The organism is Asticcacaulis sp. AC402 (assembly GCF_000495835.1).
Taxonomy (GTDB): domain Bacteria; phylum Pseudomonadota; class Alphaproteobacteria; order Caulobacterales; family Caulobacteraceae; genus Asticcacaulis.
This window is the reverse complement of record NZ_AWGC01000015.1, coordinates 101,774-125,217: the sequence shown is the minus strand read 5'-3', so window position 1 is coordinate 125,217 and position 23,444 is coordinate 101,774. Positions and strand designations below refer to the sequence as shown.

The window sequence follows — 23,444 nt, the reverse complement described above, 5'->3', positions numbered from 1 at the left end:
GTAAAAAAATTGCTGGTCTTTCGCCCTTATTAGGCCTTATGCTTGCCGTAAGCCGTATTTTCCGATAGGTCAAATACCGTTTTAGCCCGGTACGTTTCGCCAAGTTGTGTCACAGGATATCCATGCGCCTGCCTTCTCTCAAGACCGTAGCCCTGTTCGGTGCTCTTGCCAGCGCAGCGGTTCTGGCCTCGGCCTGTGCGCCGACCGTGAGCCACAGCGGCTACCTCGCCTATGACGCACTGCCGTCGAAGGACATCAAGGTCGGCGACACCAAGGCGACCGTACTCGACAAGCTGGGCGATCCGTCACAGACCTCGATCTACAAGCCGACAGAATGGTACTATATCGACCAGACGTCACAGAAGATGACCTACAAGCAGGCCAAGGTGACGGCGCGCAACGTGACCGTCATCAATTTCGACCCGACAGGCCAAACAGTGACCGAAGTCAAGGCTCTGAGCCTGGCCGATGGCCGTGAACTGACGCCGAACCAGAACAAGACACCAACTCGCGGCCGTTCGCTGACGGCGCTGGAACAGATCCTGGGCACCGTGGGCCAACAGCGCATCGACAATAGCTCGGACACCAATCCTGGCGGCCGCCGCCGCCGCGAATAGTCGTCCTGTCAGGAATTTGGATTTGAGAGCCTCCGGTATCCGTCGGAGGCTTTTTTGTTATGACGGCAACATAGTGACCGCTGCATCAAGCGTCTGCTCCATCGAATGGAATACCGGCACGCCGTCTAGATTGGCAAGGTGATGCAGATAGCGCATCTTGGGAGCAGCGTCGGGATACCCGAGCACCACATTTCCTCGCCGGCTGAAGCGGCCAAATTCAACATTGGTCGTGAAACCCGGGAGCATCACGAGATCCCGGGGTATCCAGAAGACGATGGTGCCGGCTTTTGCAAGATGTTCGAGCTCCCAGTCAATTTGGGCGCCATGGTCGTAGTTCGGATTGTACAGGCCGTCTCGCGGCAGCGGGTTATAGACAGCCCCGTCAAAGCCGATCTGATTGAGGTGAGCGCAGGCCTGCTTCCTCCAGTCAGGCTCACCCTGTCCGCGGGGGCTTGGTCCCGCGAGGAACAGGGAACGCCTGTCTTCTCCTGGGTTCGCTTCATGGACATACAAGAGTCGCACCACACCTACTCTCCTTTTTTTGGGGCAAGGCTTCAGCTAAGCCTTGCCCCTTGGTTCTGCAAGAGTTCGATAATCGCAAGATTATGATGTGGTGCGTCATGAAAGGCGCTGCACAAGCTCTTGTGTTTGGCGACATAAGCTGCGCGACGCTTGCGCATAAAAAGCGCTTGTTACCGCGGTTTGAGCAGTCCGCGCAGGGCCCGCGTGAGCGCATTGATATCACAGGGCTTTTGGAGATGAATCGCCCCTTCGAAGGCGACTTCCTGCAGTTGGTCTGGCGAATACCCTGAAACGACGATAAACGGCACGCCCCGCGCCGCAAGCGCTGTTGCCGCAGGCGCCGAACTGGTGCCGGCCAGGTTGGCGTCAAGAATGGCGGCGTCACAGTTACCCGTTGCGATGATATCGAGTGCGGCCTCCAGCCGTCCGGCAACGCCGGCGATGGTGAAACCGTCGTGAATTAAAAGTTCTTCAAGGACATAGGCCAGCATGGCCTCGTCTTCGACGATAAGAATACGCGCGCTTGAAACGGATACCGCCTGAAGGGCATGATTGAGCATCAGAGGACCGCACTGGCTGGACTGGCAGATTTGGCAGGATTGGCGGGAGCGATGGCATTGTCCATCGGCGCCGTTAGACGCCACATGAGTCCGCCAGGCTCAAATGCAATCTGCGTGACGCCCTGAACCGACGCTTCGACCAGGCGCCCGATTATTGTATGACCAAATCCTTTATGGGTGGGCACCGTGACGGCGGGACCACCACTTTCCACCCACGACATGTCAAAAGTCGGTTGGTTTCCGGGCAGGGTTTTCCAGGCAATGTGCACGCAACCCTCCAGATTTGACAGAGCGCCATATTTGACCGCATTGGTGGCCAGTTCATGCAAAGCCATGCCGATCGCTTGCGCCGCTTCGGACGTCAACCGCAGGGTGGGACCGGAAAGGCTCACGCGTGTGCCGATCAGGTCCGCGAAATGCGCCAGTTGTCCCCTGACCAGGTCTGCGACATCAACGCCGTGCCACTGATTTTTGACCAACAGGTCCTGGCCGATGGCAAGGCCGTTGATGCGCTCGGACAGGCGTGTCATCAGAGTCGCCGGATCGCCTTGCCTGGCAGTTTGATAGGCAACCGCCTGAACCACAGCCAGCAGGTTTTTGGCGCGATGATTGACTTCCGCCATCAGCATCTCGACATGGGCTTCGGAACGTCGGCGCTCGCTGATATCGCGGATGTTGCACTGGATGACGGAACGGCCGTTTTCCTCATAAAGATTGGCGACGACCTCGACATCCTGATGTTCGCCGCTCACGCGCTCAAGCGGCAGGTTTTCATAGCGGACCTGCCCCGAGAGTTTCAGTTTGGCAAACATATCCTGGCTGGCACGCCCGTCCTTCCACAGACCGATCTCAAAAAGCTCTTTCCCGATGAGATCGCTGTACGGGTAACCCAGCAACTGCGTCATGAAAGGATTGGCATCGATAATCTTTGATGTCCCCGGGTCGATGACAAGTATCCCGTCATGCGCGGCTTCGAACAGGCGCCGATAGCGCACTTCCGAGACCTGCAGCTTGTTTTCGTGCTGTTTGCGTTCGGTGATATCGCGAACGACGGCCAGCCGGCCCGTCGCTTCACCACCGATATTACGCAAGACCGTGACGCTAGATTCGACGTTCAGCTCTCTTCCGTCGGACCGGATATGGATGTTTTCGCCGCGCCATTCACCCAAGTCATCCAGGTCAGTATGAGCAGCAACTTCATCCGCAGGATGGAACCATCTAAGGTCGTAAACCCGCGGCAGGGTGCTTCCAAGCGCCTGAGATGCCGACACGCCGTAGAGATCTTCAGCGGCGGCATTGATGTAGGTAATACGCTCATCCTTATCGATCGCAATGACGGCGTCGCTGACCTGTGCCAGCATGTCACCGCGAAACCGCATGATTTCAGCGTCCAGGCCTTGCAACGTATAGAGCTTTGGCCCGACAGCGCTCTGCACGACCAGGGCATCGACCTCATCTGTACGGATGGCACGAAGCGTCTCTTCAGCTTCTGCCAGGCGTATCTGCAACCGCGCATTTTCTGCGATCAAGGCCGAGGTGGCCAGGTGGTCAGGTGCATCGATGCCGACTTTATGGGTCATGATCGCTCAGTCGGGATCGCCGCCCCCCCGGCGCGCAGATCCAGCCCAACCATGATGCGATCGGTCTGCGACATGTCGCCGATGAAGCGCCGCAGCGGCAGAGGCAAGGTCTTGATCAGTGTCGGGGCCGCAATGATCTGTTCGCTTTGGGCCCGCATCGGGTCCTCAGATATGTCGACAACGTCCAGGTCATAGCGGCCTACCAGGTGCGCTTCGCAGATCTTGCGGATATTAGCGATGGCCTGGATCGAGCGCGGCGTGCTGCCGGTGACGTAAAGATGCAGAACGTAGTGGGTTGTTTCACCCGCCGGCTCGACGGCTTCGAGGTGCGCATTTGTCATGACGTCATGCTCGTAAAGTACAATCCGAGGGAGCCTGCAGCACTTTTCGGAACAATTGCGTGACAAAACAGAAACTTAGAGCAGGTTTTCGGGTCCATCAAAAACACATCCCGCTCTCGCGACTGGATGTCGAGGCCGACCAATACACGCTCTTCATTCGAAAGATCACCGATGATCTTCTTGATCGGCGACGGCAGCCGACGCACAAGCGTCGGTATGGCCAGAATCTGATCGCGAATGGCCAGGTGCGGCGCTTCCCTCAGGTCGATGACCTCGAGGGAATACCGCCCGGCAAGATAGGTTTCGCAAATGCGCCCGAGGTTGGAGATGGCCGCGACCGACTTCTCGGTTTGCCCGGCAATGTACAGTCGTAACTGGAAAGTCAGCCGCGGATTATCGTCATTGTCAGACACAGGTACTGCAGGGGCGGTCATACGATTTCTTTCACCAGGTCTTCCAGTTGCTCGGTTGAACCGCTGCGCTGGTGCTTCATCGCATCTGCGTTACGATGGGTCGCCTTCTGCTGCAAAAGCTCCTGAGCGATGGCAAAGTGGACTTCCTCGCTGTCGGCCTCGGCTTCGGCCTGCAAGGCAGCGATCTGGGCTTCGATGGCCTTGCGCTTGCTGCCAAGTTGACGCAGCTTTCGCTCGTGATCCTCACCGCGCAGCGTCGCTGCATCGCGTTCCTGGGCTTCCTGAGCGACGCGCGCGCTACCCGTCAGGACGCGGTCTCCGCCCAGATAAACATCGACCAGGTCTATACCACGGTCACTGAGGATGAATTCACGCACCTGATTCGAATGCGCCATGCCGCGCGATTTGCGCACGAAGATGGTGCGGTTGCGTTCGCCGGTAAATTCGACATTGCGCAGAAGCAGCCAGGTATCCATCAGTGACGACACGCCAAGCAGGGTGTCCTCGGGCGCCGAAACCGAATCCCCGCCGGTTATCAGGCTGGTAAAAACGGCTGTGATCTGTTCCTTCTTCAGGAAGTCTATGAGCCGCATCAAGGTCGGCTTCACCTCAGAGTCGTCATCCGCGAGGGTCAGGTTGCTGATCGGATCGACAACGACGACCGTAGGCCGGAAAGTTTGCACGGCGCCATGCATCAGGACCAGGTGCTGCTCCAGGCCTTGCAGGGTTGGACGCGAAGACTGGATTTGCAGCAAACCCCGATCGATCCACGGTTGAAGGTCGATATCGACCGAGCGCATATTGCGCACGATCTGAGCGGCTGATTCTTCGTAGGCAAAGAACAGGGCGCGCTCGCCCCGCTCACACGCCGTCTCGATAAACTTTGCCGCAATACTGCTTTTACCGGTTCCGGAAGAGCCGGAAACCAGAACGCTGCTGCCCTGAAAGACACCTTGACCGCCCAGCATCTCGTCCAGCCGGTCGATGCCGGTCGGCACCCGTTGTGTCGACACCGCGTGCTCGAGCAACAAAGACGTAATCGGCAAAACCGAAAACCCGTGCGGGCTGATCAGGAAGGGGTATTCATTCATACCATGGGCCGTACCGCGGTATTTCAGGACACGCAGGCGCCGGGTGGACACCTGTTCACGGATGCGCTGGTCGAGAATAATGACGCAATCTGCGACGTATTCCTCCAGACCGTAGCGTGTGATGGCGTTTCCGTCGCCCTTCTCGCCGGTAATGACCGCCGTCATTCCGCGATCCTTCAGCCAGCGGAAAAGCCGGCGCAGCTCGGCGCGCAGCACAGCCTGATTGGGCAGGCCGGCGAACAAGGCCTCGATCGTGTCGAGGACGACGCGCTTGGCGCCTATGGTGTCGATGGCATGGCCAAGCCGGATAAACAGGCCTTCGAGATCGTATTCGCCGGTTTCCTCAATTTCGCTGCGTTCGATATGGACGTAGTCGAGCACGATCTTCTTTTCGGCGATCAGCTTTTCGAGATCGAAGCCGAGAGAACGGACATTGGCGGTGAGTTCCGCGGCATTTTCCTCAAACATCATGAAAACGCCGGGCTCGTCGAACTGCGTGGCGCCGCGCACAAGGAATTCCATCGCCAGCATGGTCTTGCCGCATCCGGCGCTGCCGCACACCAGGGTTGGCCGGCCGGCCGGCAATCCACCACCGGTTATCTCGTCAAGGCCATCAATGCCTGTGCGCGCCTTGACGAGCGCCGAGAGGCCTTCACTGAGTTTCTTTTTCATGGATCGCCGTTCTTGGACTTTGAGGCTGGGCGTATGTGTCGCGACCACTTGTCCTGATCGAAGATATGAAAGTTGGATTGAGATTGTTGTCATTGGTCACGCCAAAGACGATAAAATATTCCAATGTTTTTCAACATTGCCAGCCTAGTACATTCCAATAATTATTGTAAATTTCCCATACCTTTATTTAATTTCCACCTGAGATATTCAACCTACTCACGCAATGGTTGGTCATATACATTTAAAATATTGCACGAAAATGCATTCTTTCGACTTGCTAAAGGCCAATATGACTCGAAAAATTCCTGATCCGCGGCTGATAGAGCGAACTCCAATAAAGTGGAAGCCACCGCACGGGCGTCCCCGTTTTCGGAAAAATTGCGCGACAAAACAAGAAGTTAACGCCGGGCTTTGATTCCATCAAAGCAAACCCCTCTCTAGATGACGATGCTGGAGCAGGTCCCGGGTTCAGTCGGTCAGCAGCGCATTTACAATAAGTCGAACACCAACCCGGGCCGATGCCGACAAGAGATCTGATCCGCCTTTGGGATTTGATAGCACCTGGCACTACTGGAGGCTTCGTTTTCGCACGTTGAAAACTCAAACTCGAACCTTGCCAAGGAACCGCCCCTCCAAACCGTCACGAGCAAAGAAAGAGCCCCCGCCGTTTCCGGCAGGGGCCCATAGCTCGAAGGCAAAGCACTCAGTGTCCGGCCAGGACCGCCAGCATCAGCAGAGCGACGATGTTGGTGATCTTGATCATCGGATTGACCGCCGGGCCAGCCGTGTCCTTGTACGGATCGCCGACCGTGTCGCCTGTCACCGAAGCCTTGTGTGCATCAGAGCCTTTGAGGTGCTTGACGCCGTCCTTGTCGACGAAACCGTCTTCGAACGACTTCTTGGCATTGTCCCAGGCGCCGCCGCCCGAGGTCATCGAGATGGCGACGAAGATGCCCGTGACGATCACGCCCAACAGCATCGCGCCGACCGCTTCGAATGCCGGAACCGGACCGCCAAGGTAAAACACCGCAGCGAACAGAACGATTGGCGACAGAACCGGCAGCAGCGACGGGATGATCATTTCCCGGATCGCGGCCTTGGTCAGCATGTCGACCGCGCGGCCATAGTTCGGCTTGGAGGTGCCGGCCATGATGCCTGGATCTTCACGGAACTGACGGCGGACTTCCTCGACCACGGCCTGAGCCGCCGTGCCGACGGCGGTCATGCCCATGCCGCCGAACAGGTACGGCAGCAGGCCGCCGATCAGAAGGCCGACGACCACCCACGGTGACGACAGCGAGAAGGTCAGGTTCTCCATGCCGACGAAAATGCCGCTGGTGGCGGTTTCGGCAAAGTGCTGCAGGTCCGAGGTGTAGGCGGCGAACAGCACCAGGGCGCCGAGACCGGCCGAACCAATGGCATAGCCCTTGGTGACGGCCTTGGTGGTGTTGCCGACGGCGTCCAGGGCGTCAGTGGTGTGACGGACATCGCTGGGCAGGCCCGCCATTTCAGCGATGCCCCCGGCGTTATCAGTGACCGGGCCAAAGGCATCAAGCGCCACGATCATCCCGGCGAGGGCCAGCATTGTGGTGGTAGCGATGGCGATGCCGAACAGGCCGGCCAGCAAGTGGCAGGCGATGATACCGGCGCAGATGACCAGCGCCGGAACGGCGGTGGATTCCATCGATATGGCCAGACCCTGGATGACATTGGTACCGTGTCCGGTGACCGATGCCTGGGCAATCGAGACAACGGGCCGCTTGCCCGTGCCGGTGTAGTATTCTGTCACGACAATAAAGGCGGCGGTAACCGCCAGGCCGACCATGCCGCACCAGAACAGCGTCATACCGGTTACGCCGGCAGGGCCGCCGTCATAGGTGATGGGGGTGTCGAAGCCGACAAACAGGTGAATAACGCCGGCGACGGCGGCGACCGACAGGACGCCGGTGGCAATCAGGCCCTTGTACAGGGCGCCCATGATATCCTTATCCTTACCCAGCGACACAAAGAAGGTGCCGATGATCGAGGTGAAGATACAGACGCCGCCGATAACCAGGGGCAGCATCAGCATAGCATTCAGCAGGGCGGGCTGGTCACCGAAGAAGATGGTGGCCAACACCATAGTCGCTACGATGGTAACGGCATAGGTTTCGAACAGGTCGGCCGCCATGCCGGCGCAGTCGCCGACATTGTCACCGACGTTGTCAGCTATGGTGGCCGGGTTGCGCGGGTCATCCTCCGGGATACCGGCCTCGACCTTGCCAACCATATCGCCGCCGACGTCGGCGCCCTTGGTGAAGATGCCGCCGCCGAGACGGGCGAAGATTGAGATAAGGGAAGCGCCGAAGCCCAGGGCAACCAGGGCGTTGATGACGTCACGATCCGTAGGCGCCAGTCCCAGGCCGACGGTCAGCAGCGCATAATAGCCCGCCACGCCCAGCAGCGCGCCGCCGGCTACGAACATACCGGTTACTGCACCGGCCGAGAAGGCCATGTTCAGGCCCTTGGCAAGGCTTTCCGAAGCCGCCTGCGCCGTACGCACATTGGCACGAACTGAGATCAGCATGCCGGCATAACCGGCCGCGCCCGACAGGATGGCGCCGATGGCAAAGCCGATAGCCGACCATTGCCCAAGGACCACCCAGGCGAGGAGAAAAATAACCACACCGACAATACCGATGGTGATGTACTGACGCTTCAGATAGGCAGCCGCACCTTCCTGGATGGCGGCGGCAATTTCCTGCATCCGCGCATTGCCGGCACTGGCCTTCATCAGGGTCATGGCCTGTACGACACCGTACAGCAACCCGACTATGCCGGCCCCAATGGCCAGCATCAAAGCATTATTCATAATAATTTACCCCTGTATCCTTATTGGGAGGTCACGGCCGTGGCCAGCCCCCGGGTTTATCGGGATCAAAAAGCGCCAGAATTGCTTCGCCCAGACTTACTGGGACCAGACTTACTGGGACCAGAACTCATGGGACCAGAACTCATGGGAAACGAAAACAAAATCAGCCCCTTGCCTTTTGATTGGCGCGGAGAGTGCCAAAAGTCGAATTGAGTTTCAAGGCAAGAAAGCGCTGTCAGCCATTATAGTTAAGGGCCCTGCGGCAGGTGCAAATATTGTTGCGACGCAACAAAAGTCTATATTATGAAAATACAAATACTTAGAGAGAAAACTCTAAACGCAAGCGCAGTACAGGTCCAAGTCGTTTTCTGACACCTAAGGCCTCCCCCATGATGCCCGACCACTTTTCGGGCCTTGGCACTACCCCAGATGCTTCTTGGGGCTCTGCGACACGATATCGATCGACTTGATATTGCCTGGACCCGCGATCCTGGTAAATTCGGGCATCATCGCTGACTTGAAGCGCGCTTCGTCGAGTTGGTCGTGGCGATCGGCCTTACCAAACGAGATTCGATGAGAGACCCGAACGACCGTATCTCGGAAGACCGGCTCCAGTTCGCGCAGCTTGGCCTCAGGCGCCGTCATGGTCAGGTTTATGCGCACGCTGACAAAAAGATAGTTGACGACCTGCCGGTTGCGAACAACCGGAATGCCGATCGATGCCAGACGCACCGCGGGTTCGGAAGCCTGCTTCGCCCCACCGCCGCCGGCGTGGGCGCCAGTCGCGACACAGGCGAGCGGCAGACCAAGGAGAAACAGACGGCGATCGGGTAAGCGGGTCATGTCGCCATTATAGGTACAAAGGCTTAAGAAACGAGAAAAGCCCTCCGTTAACATGCGATGTTCTCGACGTGTTTTTCAACAGTCGCCCACGCAGCGGCCTTCGCGATAACCGTCTTCATAGCCGTTGCAGTACGTTTCACGGCGCTGGAAACGACAGCAATAACCGCGGCAGGGCCGGCTCAGGTCAGTTTTACGGCATGCGCGTCGATCGAAGTCTGCGTTCCCGTTCAGTGAGTCGTATCGACTTTTGAACGCGATCCGATAAAGTCGAAGCCATTGCACGGGCGTCCCCGTTTTCGGAAGAATTGCGCGACAAAACAAAAACGAAGAGCGGGGTTTGGGTTCCATCAAAAGCCCGCTCTAGTTCGGGCGAAAGCCGCGGCCCCTGGAGGCGCGATCGGCATGCCAGACGCCGTAGCGGTCGTAATTGCCTTCGCGGTAGGTCGATCGGCGATAGGTGTAGCTATCGACGTGATAACCGCGATCCAAGCCATTCAGACGGTGATCATTACCAGAGCGGTCGGTGTAGCCCTGACGATAACCGTCGCGGTCAACCGTGCCTTCGGTGTAAGGGCCATCACGTCGGTAACGATTGCCGCCATCATAGTCGGCGCCTTCGTAGCGTTCGTAGCGACAATCGACGCTGTCATCTCCCGCCGCGCCGCCGATCGCACCGCCGAGGATGGCGCCCGCCGGTCCGCCGAACGCTCCTCCGACGATAGCGCCGGCAACCACACCGCTGCCGGTGGCGTACTGGTCGCGGCTGTAACAGCTTTCATAGCGGTAATTGCCTTCGGCCGCGACCGCCGGTACGGAGAGGGCCGCGGCGAGACATGCCCCGGCAACGGCGGTTATAGTCCAAGTCCGTGTCATCTGCCAAACTCCGAATCTTTCTATAGCGAGATGGCTTTTGGTAGAATCGCCATCTCGCTCTAAGTTTTTGTTTTGTCGCGCAATTTGTCCGAAAAGTGCGTCACACTTTATCGGATTGCGCTCTAAGCCAACCCAGGCCTCGTTATGGCGCAATGCTAAGACCGGCCCCTCAACGGCGCAATTTGGCCAGGCGGTGTCTTCGCCATTTGAATCGTTAGTTTTCAGCAAAAAAACTTCGCACCAAGGCCCAAAGGGCATGACGCCAACCCGCGCAATTCTTGACACATCGCGGTTTGGCAAGCGGGCCAAAAGGCGTTTCTCGGGCGCCCGAGTTTTTGCGAGGGGTCATCGGGGCCGCCCGTGCGGCGGCGTTCGAGCTGAAAAAATGCAAATACCAAGAGTCATTATTTGTGGCGCTTGGTATGAGTTCACCCGGAAGACATGCCAGGACACTGGCGCAAGCGTCGCTGCTGAGGCTCTGCCGCAATGATCATCTTGCCCGCAAAGCAATTGGCACGGACAGTGGAAAGCGTCTTGGCTCAATCTATTGCGGCAAAGGCGGTTCGTTACAACGGGTGGCTATAACCCTTGGCAGCGACCTCGATTCGGCGGCCATCAGCCCACAACTCGGCCCCGGCCGGGGTATCTTCAGACAGACCCAGGCAAGTGCCGATCTCGTAAAATCCCGCCATGACAAGCGCCTTGGCACCTGCGTCATCGGCGGCGCACAGGATCTGGTAGTCGTCGCCGCCAGTGACCAGTTCGACCGGCGACAGTCCTGCACCCATGGCGGCGCGCGCTGCCATCGAGGTCGGCACCTTATTGAGGTCAATGCGGATCATCAGCTTGTTGATGCGCGCCATGTGGTCGGCGTCGGCGAGCAGACCGTCGGAAATGTCCATCGAGGCGCGGGCATGATCACGGACACAGACTGCCAGATCCGGGCGGATCTCGGGCAGGTGATAGGCGCTGATGACATCGTTCTCGTCGGCGTGGGACACGCCGAGGAACTCTCCCCGCAGCGCCTTCAGCCCCAGATAACCCTGGCCGATATAGCCACTGACAAGTATCTTGTCGCCCGACCGCGCGCCAAGCCGTGACAGGGCCTGTCCCCGCGGGACGCGACCGAATATCGTCATCGAAACGTGCAACGGACCATGGGTCGAAACGGTATCGCCGCCGAACAGGTCGAGGCCGAAACGGTCCTGTTCTATCTTTAGTCCGCGGGCAAAGTCCTGCTTTTCAGAATAGGTAGTACCACGCGGCCAGGCAGTTACCAGGGTATAGCCGTATGGAATGGCACCCTTGGCAATGATATCGGAAAGATTGACCCGCATCAGCTTGCGCGCCACCAAATCCAGCGGATCGTACTCAAAAAAATGGACCCCGGCGACCATGGCGTCGGTCGAGACAACCAGATCGTGGTTGCCGTCGGCAGCGATGACAGCGACGTCGTCAACCAGCCCCCTCGCCTCGCGGCAAAGCCCGGCGAGCGGCTTGAACAGTTGGTCGATAATGGAGAACTCGTCATGCTGATGCTCACTCATAAGCGAACTCCGACCCCAGGCAAAATACTGTCAATTGTGCCGTGCAACAGAAGCGTTTTGCGAAAAAAAGAAAAATCAGGCGACGGTTTTACTCTAAAGGCGCGAATTCACGCGTGCAAAAAGGCGTGAAGACCCGACTTTAGCTATGGCTTACGAACGTCTTTGGCCACACCGTCCAATGCCGCATTGACGAACCGGGCCTCGGTTTCGCCGAAGAAGGCGCGGGCGATCTCAACATATTCATTAATGACCACTTCGAGACCTACGTCGGGGCGGAACTTCAGCTCCCAGGCGCCGGCGCGCAGGATGGCGCGGACGGTGGTGTCGAGTCGTTCCAACCGCCAGCCCGAGGCCAGGCGACTGGACACCAGCGGGTCGATGGTCGCTTGTTCGCGGACGATGGAACGGGCGCCTTCGGAAAAGAATTCCTCGTCGGCGTGCGCCATGGGTTCGCCGTCCAGGTCGGAGTCGAAGCGGTGATCGACAAATTCCCGAATGACGGTTTCGACGCCGGTACCAGTCAGTTCCATCTGGTACAGGGCCTGGACCAGAACCAGGCGCGCCACCGTGCGTGCGCGCTTGTCGCGTTGGGTCAGCGGCTTGGCGCCGGTCCCGGCATTGAGCTGATCCATCACGGCTTTAAGGCTGTTGGGCTTGGCGTCGCTCATACCGAACCTTCTACCAGGGATTTACGGAGTGCGATCATGCTGAGGCAGACCTTGGCAACCGTGCCGCCCTTATCGCCTTCCGCGCGGCGGGCGCGAACCCAGGCCTGATCCTCGTCCTCAACGGTCAGGATGCCATAGCCGATGGCCAGACGCTGCTGGCAGGACAGGTCCATGAGACCACGTGCCGATTCCATGCACACATAGTCGTAATGGGTGGTGTCGCCGCGAATGACGCAACCGAGCGCGACATAGCCGTCATAGGACTTGCCCATCGGACGATGGGCGGCATCCTCGGCCATAGCGATCGCTGCCGGAATTTCGAAGGCACCCGGCACAGTAACGACATCGTAGGCGACACCGTGGGCATCGAGCGCATCCTTGGCGCCGGCCAAAAGCTCATCGGCGATGTCGTCGTAGAATCGGCTTTCGACGATCAGTAGGCGGAGCGGATTTTCCTGAGACAAGCGAGTCGTCCTGAGTGAACAAAGGTCAAGAGGCGCTCAATACCGCCTAAAGCTTATGGCACAAAGCCAAATTCGCGCGCTTTGCCTATTTTCCCTCTCCCCGTTTACGGGGAGAGGACGAGAGCCGAACGAAGTGAAGGCGATCGGGTGAGGGGCTTTGCTGCCAATTCAGGTGCACCGGCCCCTACCGAAGCCCCCGCCCCTGACCTCTCCCGTCACCGGAGAGAGGAGTTTCTACAGCGTCTTCCAGTCGATGATCGACAGACCATAGCCTTCGAGAGCGGCTGGCTTGGGACGGGTGCCCGACAGCGCAATCATATCACGCACCCCGAGATCGAGCAGTATCTGTGCGCCAACCCCATAGTCGCGCAGGCCCCGGCTGCCCTGCCCCGCGGTCTCATCGCCGAAACGCTGGGACAATACCTTAGGATCCGGATCGCGCAGAAGCACCATCACCGCAGGACCGTCATGCCCCGCCATGATTTCCATCGCTCTTTCGATATAGCCGGCGCGCAGACTGTCGCCGAACCCGGCCAGGACGTCCGAGGCGATGTCGAGCTGATGCATCCGCACCAGGGTCGGCTTCCCTGCCTGGGGCATGTGGGTCACAAGAGCCAGGTGCTCCGCGCCGTCCAGTTGGTTGCGATAAACAAACAGGCGAAACAAGCCACCCCACTGGCTGTTAAACGGCCGTTCTAACACACGTTCAACGAAGCGTTCAGTGCGCCGCCGATAAGCGATCAGGTCGGCGATGGTGCCGATCTTCATGCCGTGGGTCTGGGCGAATTTGATCAGGTCCGGTAACCGTGCCATGGTACCATCGTCATTGATGATCTCGCAGATCACTCCCGCCGGCGACAGCCCTGCCATTCGCGAAATATCGACGGCGGCTTCTGTGTGGCCGGCGCGGACCAGCACACCACCATCGCGCGCCACGAGCGGGAAAACGTGACCCGGCGAGACGATATCGCGCGAGTCCTTGGTTGGATCGATGGCGACGGCGATGGTCAGGGCTCGGTCTCGTGGCGAAATCCCGGTCGATATGCCCTCCTTGGCTTCAATCGAAACGGTAAAAGCGGTGCCGTTGCGCGCGCCGTTGTCATGGACCATCGGCGGCAGGCGCAGGGTCTTGGCGCGGTCACCGGTGATCGATAGGCAGATCAGGCCGCGGGCAAATCGCGCCATGAAGTTGATGATATCGGGTGTCGCCATCTGGGCCGGGATGACGACATCGCCCTCGTTCTCGCGGTCTTCGGCATCGACCAGAATATAGGGCCGGCCGTTGCGCGCGTCCTCCAGAATGTCCTCGATCGAGGAGATCGGGCTGTCGAGATCGTTCGGAACGCTGTGCAGACTCATGATGGCGGCTCTTACTTACCGGATGTGGCAATGGGTTCGGTTTCAAACCAGCGCGCGGCATAGCGCGCCAGGCGATCGACTTCAAGGTTGACCTTGTCGCCAATCCTGGTCTGCGACAGAGTCGTATAGTTCCAGGTATGTGGAATTATATTGACGCCGAAGGTGTCGCCTTCGACCTCGTTGACCGTCAGCGAGACGCCGTCGAGAGCCACCGAACCCTTGGGGGCTATGAAACGGTGCAGCGGCGCCGGGGCACGGAGGGTCAAGCGATAGCTGTCGCCGTCCTGCACGACGCCTATCAGTTCGGCGAGGCCGTCGACGTGACCTGAGACAATATGCCCGCCCAGTTCATCGCCGATTTTCAGCGCGCGTTCGAGATTGACCTGCGTGCCGACCTGCCAACCGGATAGATTGGTGACGTTTACGGTCTCATTAGAGACATCGAGATCGTAGCCGTCTTCGCTGATGGCGACAACCGTCAGGCAGCAACCGGCGTGGCTGATCGAAGCGCCCAGCGCTACATCCGACAGGTCAAAGCCGACCTTGATGGTCAGCCGCACGCCCCCCGGCGAACGCTCCAGCGCCGCAACGGTTCCCTGACTTGTGATAATCCCTGTAAACACGTTTTTGCCCCAGAAAATGAACCATGGATGAACGCGGATAAAGGCGGATACAAACAGGCCTCTTCGCCGTGCCGATCCGCGTCCGTCCGTGGTTCCAAACCTTATATCAACTCATAGCTTTCCCACAGGTCGTCTCCGACCGCCTGGACGCCCAGACGGGTGAACTTGAACATCTGGTCCAGCCTTTCCAGGTTGAGATGCCCGAAGACGGGTCGTCCATCTCCGCCCAAGATGGTGCTGGAGCGAAACCATTCAAGCCGGTCGACATAACCGGCGCGCAGAAAAGCCGTCGCCACCACGCCGCCGCCTTCAACAAACAGCCGTTCGATACCCACTCGGGACAAGGCCTCCAGGGCAGCATCCAGGTCGACGCGTTGATGCTTTGACGGCACCTTGATCGCCTTGACCTGAGCGGCCAGCATTTCGCGCGGCAGGTCGGTGGTGGTAACGACATAGGTCGGAATGACCCGCGCCGTCTGAACCATCTTGGCATTCAGCGGCAAGCGGCCTTTCGAATCGAGCACCACACGGGTCGGCTGGTAGCCCTCATAGCCTTGCAGGCGGACGGTCAGTTCCGGGTCGTCCTTGAGTGCGGTTTCAATACCGACCAAAACGGCGTCATGGCCGGCGCGCAGTTCGTGGACGCAGCGCCGCGCCTCCTCGCCGGTGATCCAGCGGCTTTCGCCCGACGCTGTCGCGATACGGCCATCAAGGGTTGTCGCCAGCTTTAAAGTTACCTGAGGGCGCACCGGTTCAAGCGTCGTCTGTCGGAGACAGATCCTGCTCGCCCAGGCCGCGTTCGATGCGCGACGGCCCCCTGGAGTCGCCCTTAGGGACCGGCGTTGCCCTGGGGGCCGCGCCGGACTGCTGGTTAAGCCCCTCGTCGCCCAGGAACTTGGCGAAATCCGAAGTCTCGCGGAAGTCGCGATACACCGAGGCGTAGCGGACATAGGCGACGACATCGATCGCGCGCAGGGCTTCCATCACCAGGCCTCCGACGATTTCTGACGAAATATCAGTCTCACCCATGCTTTCAAGTTGGCGGACTATGCCCGAAACCATGCGGTCGACATGATCCTGGTCGACCGGTCGCTTGCGCAGGGCGATGGCGACCGAGCGTTCCAGCTTGGCGCGATCGAAGGGTGTGCGGCGGCCGGACCGTTTGACGATCATCAGGTCGCGCAGTTGCACCCGCTCGAAGGTGGTAAAGCGGCCACCACATTCCGCGCACGACCGCCGGCGCCGGATCGCCGCCCCGTCTTCCGACGGGCGCGAATCCTTGACCTGGGTTTCAACATTTCCGCAGAACGGGCAGCGCATCCTTATCCTTCTTGGCGAATCTTGCATCTCGCGGTGCAAAATCACGCAACGATCAGTATCACATATCCCCCGCAGGTAAAGCTATGGCCGAGCGTGTGACCATCGCTTTTGCGTGTTTAGATCAGCTGTAGATCGGGAACTGGGCTGTCAATTCCTTGACCTGGGCGCGGACATTTTCCTGGACGGCAAGGTCGGGTTCGCCACTGTTGGACTTCATACCGTCGACAACGTCGGCGATCAGGTGGCCGATGGCGCGGAACTCACCTGCGGAAAAGCCGCGGGTCGTGCCGGCCGGGGTGCCCAAGCGAACACCCGAGGTGATGGTGAAGGGCTGCGGGTCGAACGGAATGCCGTTCTTATTGCAGGTGATGAAGGCGGCCTCCAGCGCGGCTTCGGTTGCCTTGCCGGTCTGGCCCTTAGAGCGCAGGTCGACCGATAAGACGTGGCTGTCCGTGCCGCCGGTGACGATAGCCAGACCGCGCTCGATCAAGGTGTCGGCAAGGACCTGGGCGTTGACGACAACCTGTTTGGCATAGGCCTTGAACGACGGTTGCAGCGCTTCACCGAAGGCGACCGCCTTGGCGGCGATGACGTGCATAAGCGGCCCGCCCTGCAAACCTGGGAAAACTGCCGAGTTGATTTTTTTGCCGAGCGCTTCGTCATTGCTGAGGATCAAGCCGCCCCGCGGACCTCGCAGGGTCTTGTGCGTCGTGGTGGTGACGATGTGGGCGTGCGGCAGCGGATCGGGATAAACGCCGCCGGCCACAAGGCCGGCATAGTGGGCCATGTCGACGAACAGATAGGCGCCAACCGAATCGGCGATCTCGCGAAAGCGCTTAAAGTCGATATGGCGCGGATAGTTGGAAGCCCCGGCTATGATCAGCTTGGGCTTGTTCTGCTCGGCCAGCCTGGCGACCTGGTCGTAGTCGATGATATTTTCGAGTTCGGTCACGCCGTAGGGTACGACATGAAACCACTTGCCCGACTGATTGGCCGGCGAACCGTGGGTCAGGTGGCCGCCGCACGCCAGGTCCATGCCCATATAGGTGTCGCCCGGCTGAAGCAGCGAAAAGAACACAGCCTGGTTGGCCTGGGCGCCCGAGTGCGGCTGGACATTGGCGAAATTGCAGCTAAACAGCTGCTTGGCCCGTTCGATGGCCAGTCTTTCGACTTCGTCGGCATATTCGCAACCACCATAGTAGCGGCGGCCGGGATAGCCTTCGGCATATTTGTTGGTCAGGACAGAGCCCTGCGCTTCCAGCACCGCTTTCGAAACAATGTTTTCCGACGCGATAAGTTCGATCTGCTCCTGCTGCCGGTGCATTTCGCCTGTGATGGCGCGCAGCACGGCTTGGTCTGCGGTGGCGAGATCGTTGTGGAAGAAGCCTTCGGGACGGAAGGCCGAGGCAGCGGCGGGAGCGTTCAAGATGTCGAATCCTGTACTTTTGGAGCGGGAGGGGATGCGGCAGCGTTTACGCTTTAAGCGCCTCCAGAGCAAGGCTTAAGGCCAAGGCATTTGAACAACCCCCAACGCGGTTGTTCTCAATGGAAGCAACTAAATCCTTGCAAGCGCTCTCACCTGTTCGACAATGGTCGTATTTTCGACCAGCATGTAACCTGCAAACAGCAAGGTAAGAAGGTTCAGCGCATAGATCAGCCCACGCGCCGTGGCATAGCTGGTGCGCTTAGCGGCAAAGCGCTGATGTTGCGGGCTGCTTTCCCAGCCGTGGCTGTCATCGCCGTAGCGGCGTTCCAACTCACGGATATAGGCCGTGCGCCACAGCACCGACTTGTTCAGCCCGATGAGATAGAGGGTGAAAGAGACCGAAATAAACAGCGGTACAAAGAACAGGATGACGTAAAGGCCGTCATTGAAGGTCTTATAGTTTGACACCACCCAGGTCATGGTCGCCGCCACCGCGATCAACATGAAACGAAAGGAGTCGTCGACCTGTCTCATCTTGAGCAGTATCTCGGCCTTCAGATTGTTGTATTCGGCGATATGAAACGCTTCTGACATGGTGCCTCCCCGGTCAGGGCATCCTATGTCGATGTTTTCAAAAGCGGAAGCTTTTTCGCCTCAGACGATGATGCCGGGTTTGGGCGGTGGCCTGCGGCCGGACAGTTTGTTTCTTAATTTCTGTATAGCAAGGCGTTTTACCCCTTCCGGGTAATTGAGCGGCCCGATGGCGATGGCCTCCTCGCCGGTGGCCGCATCGACCGCCGTACATTTGAGAAAGTTGCCGTTGCGCAGGAGCTCGAGATAGATTTCGGACATGATGGAAAGTGTATCGCAAACGGCTGAGTCTGTCCAAGTCGGCGGTAAGAAGCGTTGTCCACAGATAAGCCAGATAAGTCAGATGGACAGAGTTTTTGGGGCGGCCGACAGCGCCTCAACGGCTCAGATGACTGACGAGCAAAGCTCGTCTGTAAGAAAAGGCATAGCCATCGCCGGATCGTGCACGTTTAGCGCTATCCATCTGACTTATCTGGCTTATCTGTGGACAAGCCTTCTTGCTGTCGGAACAGCAAGCTCAGCCGCCAAACGTTATGCCACGGCCGGCATGCGCGCGACGTTACAGTGCGTCCACAGCTTGTCCATAGCCACGACCAGATGATCCATCATGCGATCGTCATGGTCGGGCGACGGCGTGAAACGCAGGCGCTCGGTACCCTTTGGCACGGTCGGATAGTTGATGGGCTGGACATAGATACCGAAGTCATTGAGCAGGATGTCCGAGATCATCTTGCAGTGGACGGCCGAACCAACCAGCACCGGCACAATATGCGATTCCGACGGGAAGACAGGGATACCGACCGACTTGAGGCGTTCCATCAGCGTACGCGCGCGTTCCTGGTGAGCGATGCGCTTTTCGTTATGCACCTTAAGGTACCGCACGCTGGCCGCAGCGCCGGCCATGATCGCCGGTGGCAGCGACGTCGTAAAGATAAAGCCCGACGCCCACAGACGAATGGCATCAACCACGACAGCCTTGGCCGCGATATAGCCACCCATCATGCCAAACGCCTTGCCCAGGGTGCCTTCGATAATGTCGATCTCGCCCATAATTCCGTCACGTTCGGCGACACCTGCGCCGCGCTCGCCGTACATGCCGACAGCATGCACTTCGTCGATATAGGTCAGGGCATTGTACTTTTTCGCCAGGGCGACCGTGGCGCGGATGTCGGCGATATCGCCGTCCATCGAATAAACCGACTCGAAAGCGATCAGCTTGGGTGCATTGGCCGGCGCCGCACGCAGCAGTTCTTCAAGGTGTTGCAGGTCGTTATGGCGGTAGATATGGCGCTCGCCGCGGCCATTGCGGATACCTTCGATCATCGAAGCGTGATTGAGCGCGTCCGAGAAGACGATCAGGCCCGGCAGGATCTTGTAAAGGGTCGACAGGGCGGCTTCATTGGCGACATAGCCCGAGGTGAAGACCAGGGCGGCTTCCTTCTGATGCAGGTCGGCCAGTTCGGCTTCCAGGGCATTGTGGTAGAAGGTGGTGCCGGAGATATTGCGGGTGCCGCCCGAACCTGAGCCGACCTCATCGATCGCCTTGTGCATGGCGTCGAGCACGATCGGGTTCTGGCCCTGACCGAGATAGTCGTTGGAACACCATACGGTGACGTCGACTTCCGAGCCGTCCTCGCGAATCCAGGTCGCGCGCGGGAAGGCGCCGGCGTGGCGCTTCAGATTGGCGAACACGCGGTAACGTCCCTCGGACCGTACCCGGTCAACGGCAGCCTCGAAAGCGGCGGTGTAGTCCATCTCAAACTCCGTCATCGTGCACTCAGGCGCGATGTGTATTTCCAGCGCAGATACCGCCTGCCTCGTTTGCAGACAAGACGACATAAGCAAAAAACCATGTAGCGCACGCTGTTTTTCGACAATGTGGCAAATCGCTTGCGAACTCCAGCCCATTTTGTGATGCTTTTTGTCGCAGATGCCACCGTAAGGGCAAAATCCTGCAAAAGGCTTGATTCATGTCAAAGGTCGAAACAACTGGGCCCAACACAACTGAGCCCGGAAAAATCTGGATCGGCCTTTTCCGCGGTATCAATATCGGCGGCAACCGCATGCCGATGAAAGACCTGGTGAAACGGCTCGAGGCCGAGGGTCTGAGTGACGTCAAAACCTATATCGCCAGCGGCAATGTCCTGTTCCGCTCGGATCGCAGCGAGGCCGACCTGCAAGGCATGATTGAGGATCTGGTCGAGAAAAACTTCGGTTTCCGGTCAAAACTGTTCCTGATCGATCTGAAACACCTGGAAAAGCTGATGGCAGCCAATCCATTCAAGGATCACGAGCACAGGGGTAAGGCCCAGCACATCTTTTTCCTCAAGGCGCCGGCGACAGGGGTAAAAAACGACCTGATGCAGGAACTGAAGGCTTACAACGAGGCCTACCACCTGAGCGATGAGGCGTTCTATTTTTACGCGCCCGATGGCATCGGCCGGTCGAAGCTAATGGAAAAACTGGACCGCTGCCTCAAGGCCGATATGACGGCGCGGAATCTCAACACGGTCGAAACCCTGCGCGACATGGCCGAAGCGCTGGAAAAGTAAAAGGCGGCCCGCTTCCGGACCGCCTCTCTGTAAAACAGGTCGCCGCGCAAGCCTTAAGCAGAAGCGCCGCTTGACCGCTTTTCGGCGTAGATCAGCAGCGGCTGAGCGCGTTCTTCGACGACCTCGCCATTGATCACCACCTCCTCGACGCCTTGCATGGTCGGCAGTTCGTACATGGTGTCCAGCAGGATGCCTTCCAGGATGGAACGCAGGCCGCGGGCGCCGGTCTTGCGGACAATCGCCTTCTTCGCCACGCCCATCAGGGCTTCCGGCGTGAAGTTCAGCGACACGTTTTCCATTTCGAACAGACGCTGATACTGTTTGATCAGGGCGTTCTTCGGTTCGGTCAGGATCTTGACGAGGGTAACCTCATCAAGGTCTTCCAACGTCGCCAGGACCGGCAAGCGACCGATAAATTCCGGGATCAGGCCGAACTTCATCAGGTCGTCGGGTTCGACGTTGCGCAGGATTTCACCGGTGCGGCGGTCCTCCGGATCCTTGACAGAAGCGCCGAACCCGATGCTGGTGCCCTTACCGCGGCCGGAAATGATCTTTTCCAGTCCCGCGAAAGCGCCGCCGCAGATGAACAGGATATTGGTGGTGTCGACCTGCAGGAATTCCTGCTGCGGATGCTTGCGGCCACCCTGGGGCGGAACCGAGGCAACCGTGCCTTCCATGATCTTCAGCAGGGCCTGCTGTACGCCTTCACCCGACACGTCGCGGGTGATCGACGGGTTGTCGGACTTGCGCGAAATCTTGTCGACTTCGTCGATATAAACGATGCCACGCTGGGCGCGTTCAACATTGTAGTCGGCGGCCTGCAACAGCTTCAGGATGATGTTCTCGACATCTTCACCGACATAACCGGCCTCGGTCAGGGTCGTGGCATCGGCCATGGTGAAGGGGACGTCGATGATTCGCGCCAAGGTCTGGGCCAGCAGGGTCTTACCCGAACCGGTCGGACCGATCAGCAGGATGTTGGACTTGGCCAGTTCGACATCATTACCCTTCTGGGCATGGTTCAGACGCTTGTAATGGTTGTGGACCGCGACCGACAGCACCTTCTTGGCCTGGCCCTGGCCGATGACGTAATCATCGAGCACTTCACGGATTTCCTTGGGCGTCGGTACGCCATCCTTGGACTTGACGAAGGCGATCTTGTGCTCTTCGCGGATGATATCCATGCACAGCTCGACGCATTCATCGCAGATGAAAACGGTCGGCCCGGCGATGAGTTTACGCACCTCGTGCTGGCTCTTTCCGCAGAAAGAACAGTAGAGGGTGCTTTTGCTGTCGCCTGTCGCGGCTTTCGTCATATGCTTTTTTCACCTTCAAGTCGCGGAAAAGACGGCATTTTTAGCTGCCAAATCACCGCATAATCCTGGTACCTTAGCCTTTGAATGCTAAACAAAGCCTAAGAGCGCCATTCCACAAAAATGCTTTTCCCCGATTGATCCGCATTTATGCACAGTTTAGAGCGGGGCTCAACTGCGCTAAGAGCTCATCTGGGCCATGATCCCCACATATGGTGATCCGGGCGTGCAATAAAAGTCACATCCCTTCCGCCAAGTGTAAAATATGCTGTCCAGCCCCCCCGCTTCCTCAACCACACTGCCCCGAATCTGTGCGCCGGCCCTGGCAGCTTTCGACTTCGACGGCACTCTGACCTGGAAGGACAGCTTTACCGCGTTCCTGATGTTCCTCCGTGGCCCGGTGGGACTGAGCAGGATCATCCTTGCAAAACCCGGGCCGTTCGTCAGCTATATCGGCACGCGCGATCGCGGGGCATTGAAGTCAAAGCTTTTGTACAATGTGTTGGGCGACATTCACCAGACCGAACTCGAGATTCTGATTCAAGCCTTCGTGAGCGTGACGGGACGGTCGCTGTTTCGGCCGGATGCGGTGTCCAAATGGGATTCGCTGGCAGAAACGAAACTAAAGCGCGTCATTGTGACCGCCTCGCCGGAACTGCTGGTCGGGCCGTTCGGTGCCATGATCGGGGCAGACCGGGTGATCGGGACGAAGCTCGGCTTCACGGCCGACGGGCGGTTGAAACCGGAGTTGGACGGCATCAATTGCCGCGGCGGAGAAAAGATGTGCCGGCTGCGGGCCGTGTTCGGCGACGACGTCGACCTGGACCAGGCCTATGGTGACACGGCCGGCGATCACGCCATGATCGCCGCCGCCCGCCATGGCCACTATCGGGTGTTCAAGCAAAAGCCTTGAGCTTACTGAATCAAAGAAAAGGATACATGAAATCCACGGAAGGAAGCCCAATTCAAGATGATCTGACCCCGCCGCGCAGTCGCAACATTTATTGAAGTGGGTCCACAGATTGCACAGATTAGAGGGATTAAGAATAATCTGTGTAACCTGTGTAATCTATTGATTCCTTTTACGAAAAGGCCGATGCACGGCGGGTTCAAACCACTAAGAACCGTGTCTTTCAGTCTTTTCCGTGCCTTGTTCGCCTGCCCTGCCACCGGCCGTGCGGCGGCACAAAAAGAAGAACGCGGCTCCGTTACCGGAAC

24 protein-coding genes are annotated in these 23,444 nt (G+C 58.6%); 3 read left to right on the top strand and 21 right to left on the bottom strand.

Going from position 1 to position 23,444, the window contains the following annotated elements:
- Positions 1-122: 122 nt before the first annotated feature.
- Positions 123-617 (top strand): outer membrane protein assembly factor BamE, encoded by a 495-nt coding sequence (gene bamE / locus ABAC402_RS30200; protein ID WP_023449496.1) that lies wholly within the window; start codon positions 123-125, stop codon positions 615-617.
- 57 nt (positions 618-674) lie between these two features.
- On the opposite strand, the gene ABAC402_RS0120110 is transcribed toward bamE, so the two are convergent.
- The 20 genes from ABAC402_RS0120110 to hemA all read right to left on the bottom strand — a co-directional run bounded on the left by ABAC402_RS0120110 (position 675) and on the right by hemA (position 20,116).
- On the bottom strand, positions 675-1,142 hold the full coding sequence (locus ABAC402_RS0120110; RefSeq protein ID WP_052025303.1) for a nucleoside 2-deoxyribosyltransferase domain-containing protein: 468 nt from the start codon (positions 1,140-1,142) through the stop codon (positions 675-677).
- Between the two features lie 167 nt (positions 1,143-1,309).
- Positions 1,310-1,699 carry a response regulator gene (locus ABAC402_RS30195; protein WP_023449494.1) on the bottom strand — a complete coding sequence of 130 codons (390 nt, stop codon included), beginning with the start codon at positions 1,697-1,699 and terminating at the stop codon, positions 1,310-1,312.
- Positions 1,699-3,279 (bottom strand): PAS domain S-box protein, encoded by a 1,581-nt coding sequence (locus ABAC402_RS39240; protein ID WP_023449493.1) that lies wholly within the window; start codon positions 3,277-3,279, stop codon positions 1,699-1,701. The genes ABAC402_RS30195 and ABAC402_RS39240 overlap by 1 nt, the downstream gene beginning before the upstream one ends.
- Positions 3,276-3,620, bottom strand: a complete 345-nt coding sequence (locus tag ABAC402_RS30185) for a circadian clock KaiB family protein (protein WP_023449492.1) — start codon at positions 3,618-3,620, stop codon at positions 3,276-3,278. The genes ABAC402_RS39240 and ABAC402_RS30185 overlap by 4 nt, the downstream gene beginning before the upstream one ends.
- Positions 3,617-4,054: a circadian clock KaiB family protein gene (locus ABAC402_RS0120100; RefSeq protein ID WP_023449491.1), complete on the bottom strand. Its 438-nt coding sequence runs from the start codon at positions 4,052-4,054 to the stop codon at positions 3,617-3,619. Before ABAC402_RS0120100 ends, ABAC402_RS30185 begins: the two co-directional genes overlap by 4 nt.
- Complete coding sequence (gene kaiC, locus ABAC402_RS30180) at positions 4,051-5,796, bottom strand: circadian clock protein KaiC (RefSeq protein ID WP_023449490.1); 1,746 nt, start codon at positions 5,794-5,796, stop codon at positions 4,051-4,053. The genes ABAC402_RS0120100 and kaiC overlap by 4 nt, the downstream gene beginning before the upstream one ends.
- Before the next feature lie 703 nt (positions 5,797-6,499).
- A complete protein-coding gene (locus tag ABAC402_RS30175; protein ID WP_031235560.1) occupies positions 6,500-8,647 on the bottom strand; it encodes a sodium-translocating pyrophosphatase in 2,148 nt (715 codons plus the stop codon).
- 420 nt (positions 8,648-9,067) lie between these two features.
- A complete protein-coding gene (locus ABAC402_RS30170) occupies positions 9,068-9,490 on the bottom strand; it encodes a hypothetical protein (RefSeq protein ID WP_155847367.1) in 423 nt (140 codons plus the stop codon).
- 360 nt (positions 9,491-9,850) lie between these two features.
- Positions 9,851-10,363 carry a hypothetical protein gene (locus tag ABAC402_RS39235; protein ID WP_023449486.1) on the bottom strand — a complete coding sequence of 171 codons (513 nt, stop codon included), beginning with the start codon at positions 10,361-10,363 and terminating at the stop codon, positions 9,851-9,853.
- Between the two features lie 566 nt (positions 10,364-10,929).
- Positions 10,930-11,910, bottom strand: coding sequence for a thiamine-phosphate kinase (gene thiL / locus ABAC402_RS30165; protein WP_023449485.1), 981 nt, complete (start codon positions 11,908-11,910; stop codon positions 10,930-10,932).
- 143 nt (positions 11,911-12,053) lie between these two features.
- The gene (nusB, locus tag ABAC402_RS30160) at positions 12,054-12,578 is read right to left on the bottom strand and encodes a transcription antitermination factor NusB (protein WP_023449484.1); all 525 of its coding nucleotides are present in this window, start codon (positions 12,576-12,578) and stop codon (positions 12,054-12,056) included.
- Entirely contained in the window at positions 12,575-13,042 is a 468-nt protein-coding gene (locus ABAC402_RS30155) for a 6,7-dimethyl-8-ribityllumazine synthase (protein ID WP_023449483.1), read from the bottom strand. Before ABAC402_RS30155 ends, nusB begins: the two co-directional genes overlap by 4 nt.
- 234 nt (positions 13,043-13,276) lie before the next feature.
- Entirely contained in the window at positions 13,277-14,401 is a 1,125-nt protein-coding gene (ribB, locus tag ABAC402_RS30150) for a 3,4-dihydroxy-2-butanone-4-phosphate synthase (RefSeq protein ID WP_023449482.1), read from the bottom strand.
- 11 nt (positions 14,402-14,412) lie between these two features.
- Positions 14,413-15,024, bottom strand: a complete 612-nt coding sequence (locus ABAC402_RS30145) for a riboflavin synthase (protein ID WP_031235558.1) — start codon at positions 15,022-15,024, stop codon at positions 14,413-14,415.
- 101 nt (positions 15,025-15,125) lie between these two features.
- Positions 15,126-15,773: a RibD family protein gene (locus tag ABAC402_RS30140; protein WP_023449480.1), complete on the bottom strand. Its 648-nt coding sequence runs from the start codon at positions 15,771-15,773 to the stop codon at positions 15,126-15,128.
- 4 nt (positions 15,774-15,777) lie between these two features.
- Complete coding sequence (nrdR, locus tag ABAC402_RS30135; RefSeq protein ID WP_023449479.1) at positions 15,778-16,344, bottom strand: transcriptional regulator NrdR; 567 nt, start codon at positions 16,342-16,344, stop codon at positions 15,778-15,780.
- A 121-nt stretch (positions 16,345-16,465) separates the two neighbouring features.
- Complete coding sequence (gene glyA, locus ABAC402_RS30130) at positions 16,466-17,770, bottom strand: serine hydroxymethyltransferase (RefSeq protein ID WP_023449478.1); 1,305 nt, start codon at positions 17,768-17,770, stop codon at positions 16,466-16,468.
- 129 nt (positions 17,771-17,899) lie between these two features.
- Entirely contained in the window at positions 17,900-18,364 is a 465-nt protein-coding gene (locus ABAC402_RS30125; protein ID WP_023449477.1) for a hypothetical protein, read from the bottom strand.
- A gap of 60 nt (positions 18,365-18,424) precedes the next feature.
- Positions 18,425-18,622: a hypothetical protein gene (locus ABAC402_RS30120; RefSeq protein ID WP_023449476.1), complete on the bottom strand. Its 198-nt coding sequence runs from the start codon at positions 18,620-18,622 to the stop codon at positions 18,425-18,427.
- A 270-nt stretch (positions 18,623-18,892) separates the two neighbouring features.
- Entirely contained in the window at positions 18,893-20,116 is a 1,224-nt protein-coding gene (gene hemA, locus ABAC402_RS30115) for a 5-aminolevulinate synthase (protein ID WP_031235557.1), read from the bottom strand.
- Positions 20,117-20,331: 215 nt separating this feature from the next.
- Here hemA and ABAC402_RS30110 point away from each other — a divergent pair, with 215 nt between their 5' ends.
- Positions 20,332-20,913 (top strand): DUF1697 domain-containing protein, encoded by a 582-nt coding sequence (locus ABAC402_RS30110; RefSeq protein WP_023449474.1) that lies wholly within the window; start codon positions 20,332-20,334, stop codon positions 20,911-20,913.
- A 53-nt stretch (positions 20,914-20,966) separates the two neighbouring features.
- On the opposite strand, the gene clpX is transcribed toward ABAC402_RS30110, so the two are convergent.
- Positions 20,967-22,229 carry an ATP-dependent Clp protease ATP-binding subunit ClpX gene (gene clpX, locus ABAC402_RS30105; RefSeq protein ID WP_023449473.1) on the bottom strand — a complete coding sequence of 421 codons (1,263 nt, stop codon included), beginning with the start codon at positions 22,227-22,229 and terminating at the stop codon, positions 20,967-20,969.
- 262 nt (positions 22,230-22,491) lie between these two features.
- On the opposite strand from clpX, the gene ABAC402_RS30100 reads away from it, so the two are divergent.
- Positions 22,492-23,139, top strand: coding sequence for an HAD-IB family phosphatase (locus tag ABAC402_RS30100; protein WP_023449472.1), 648 nt, complete (start codon positions 22,492-22,494; stop codon positions 23,137-23,139).
- The last annotated feature ends 305 nt before the right edge of the window (positions 23,140-23,444 follow it).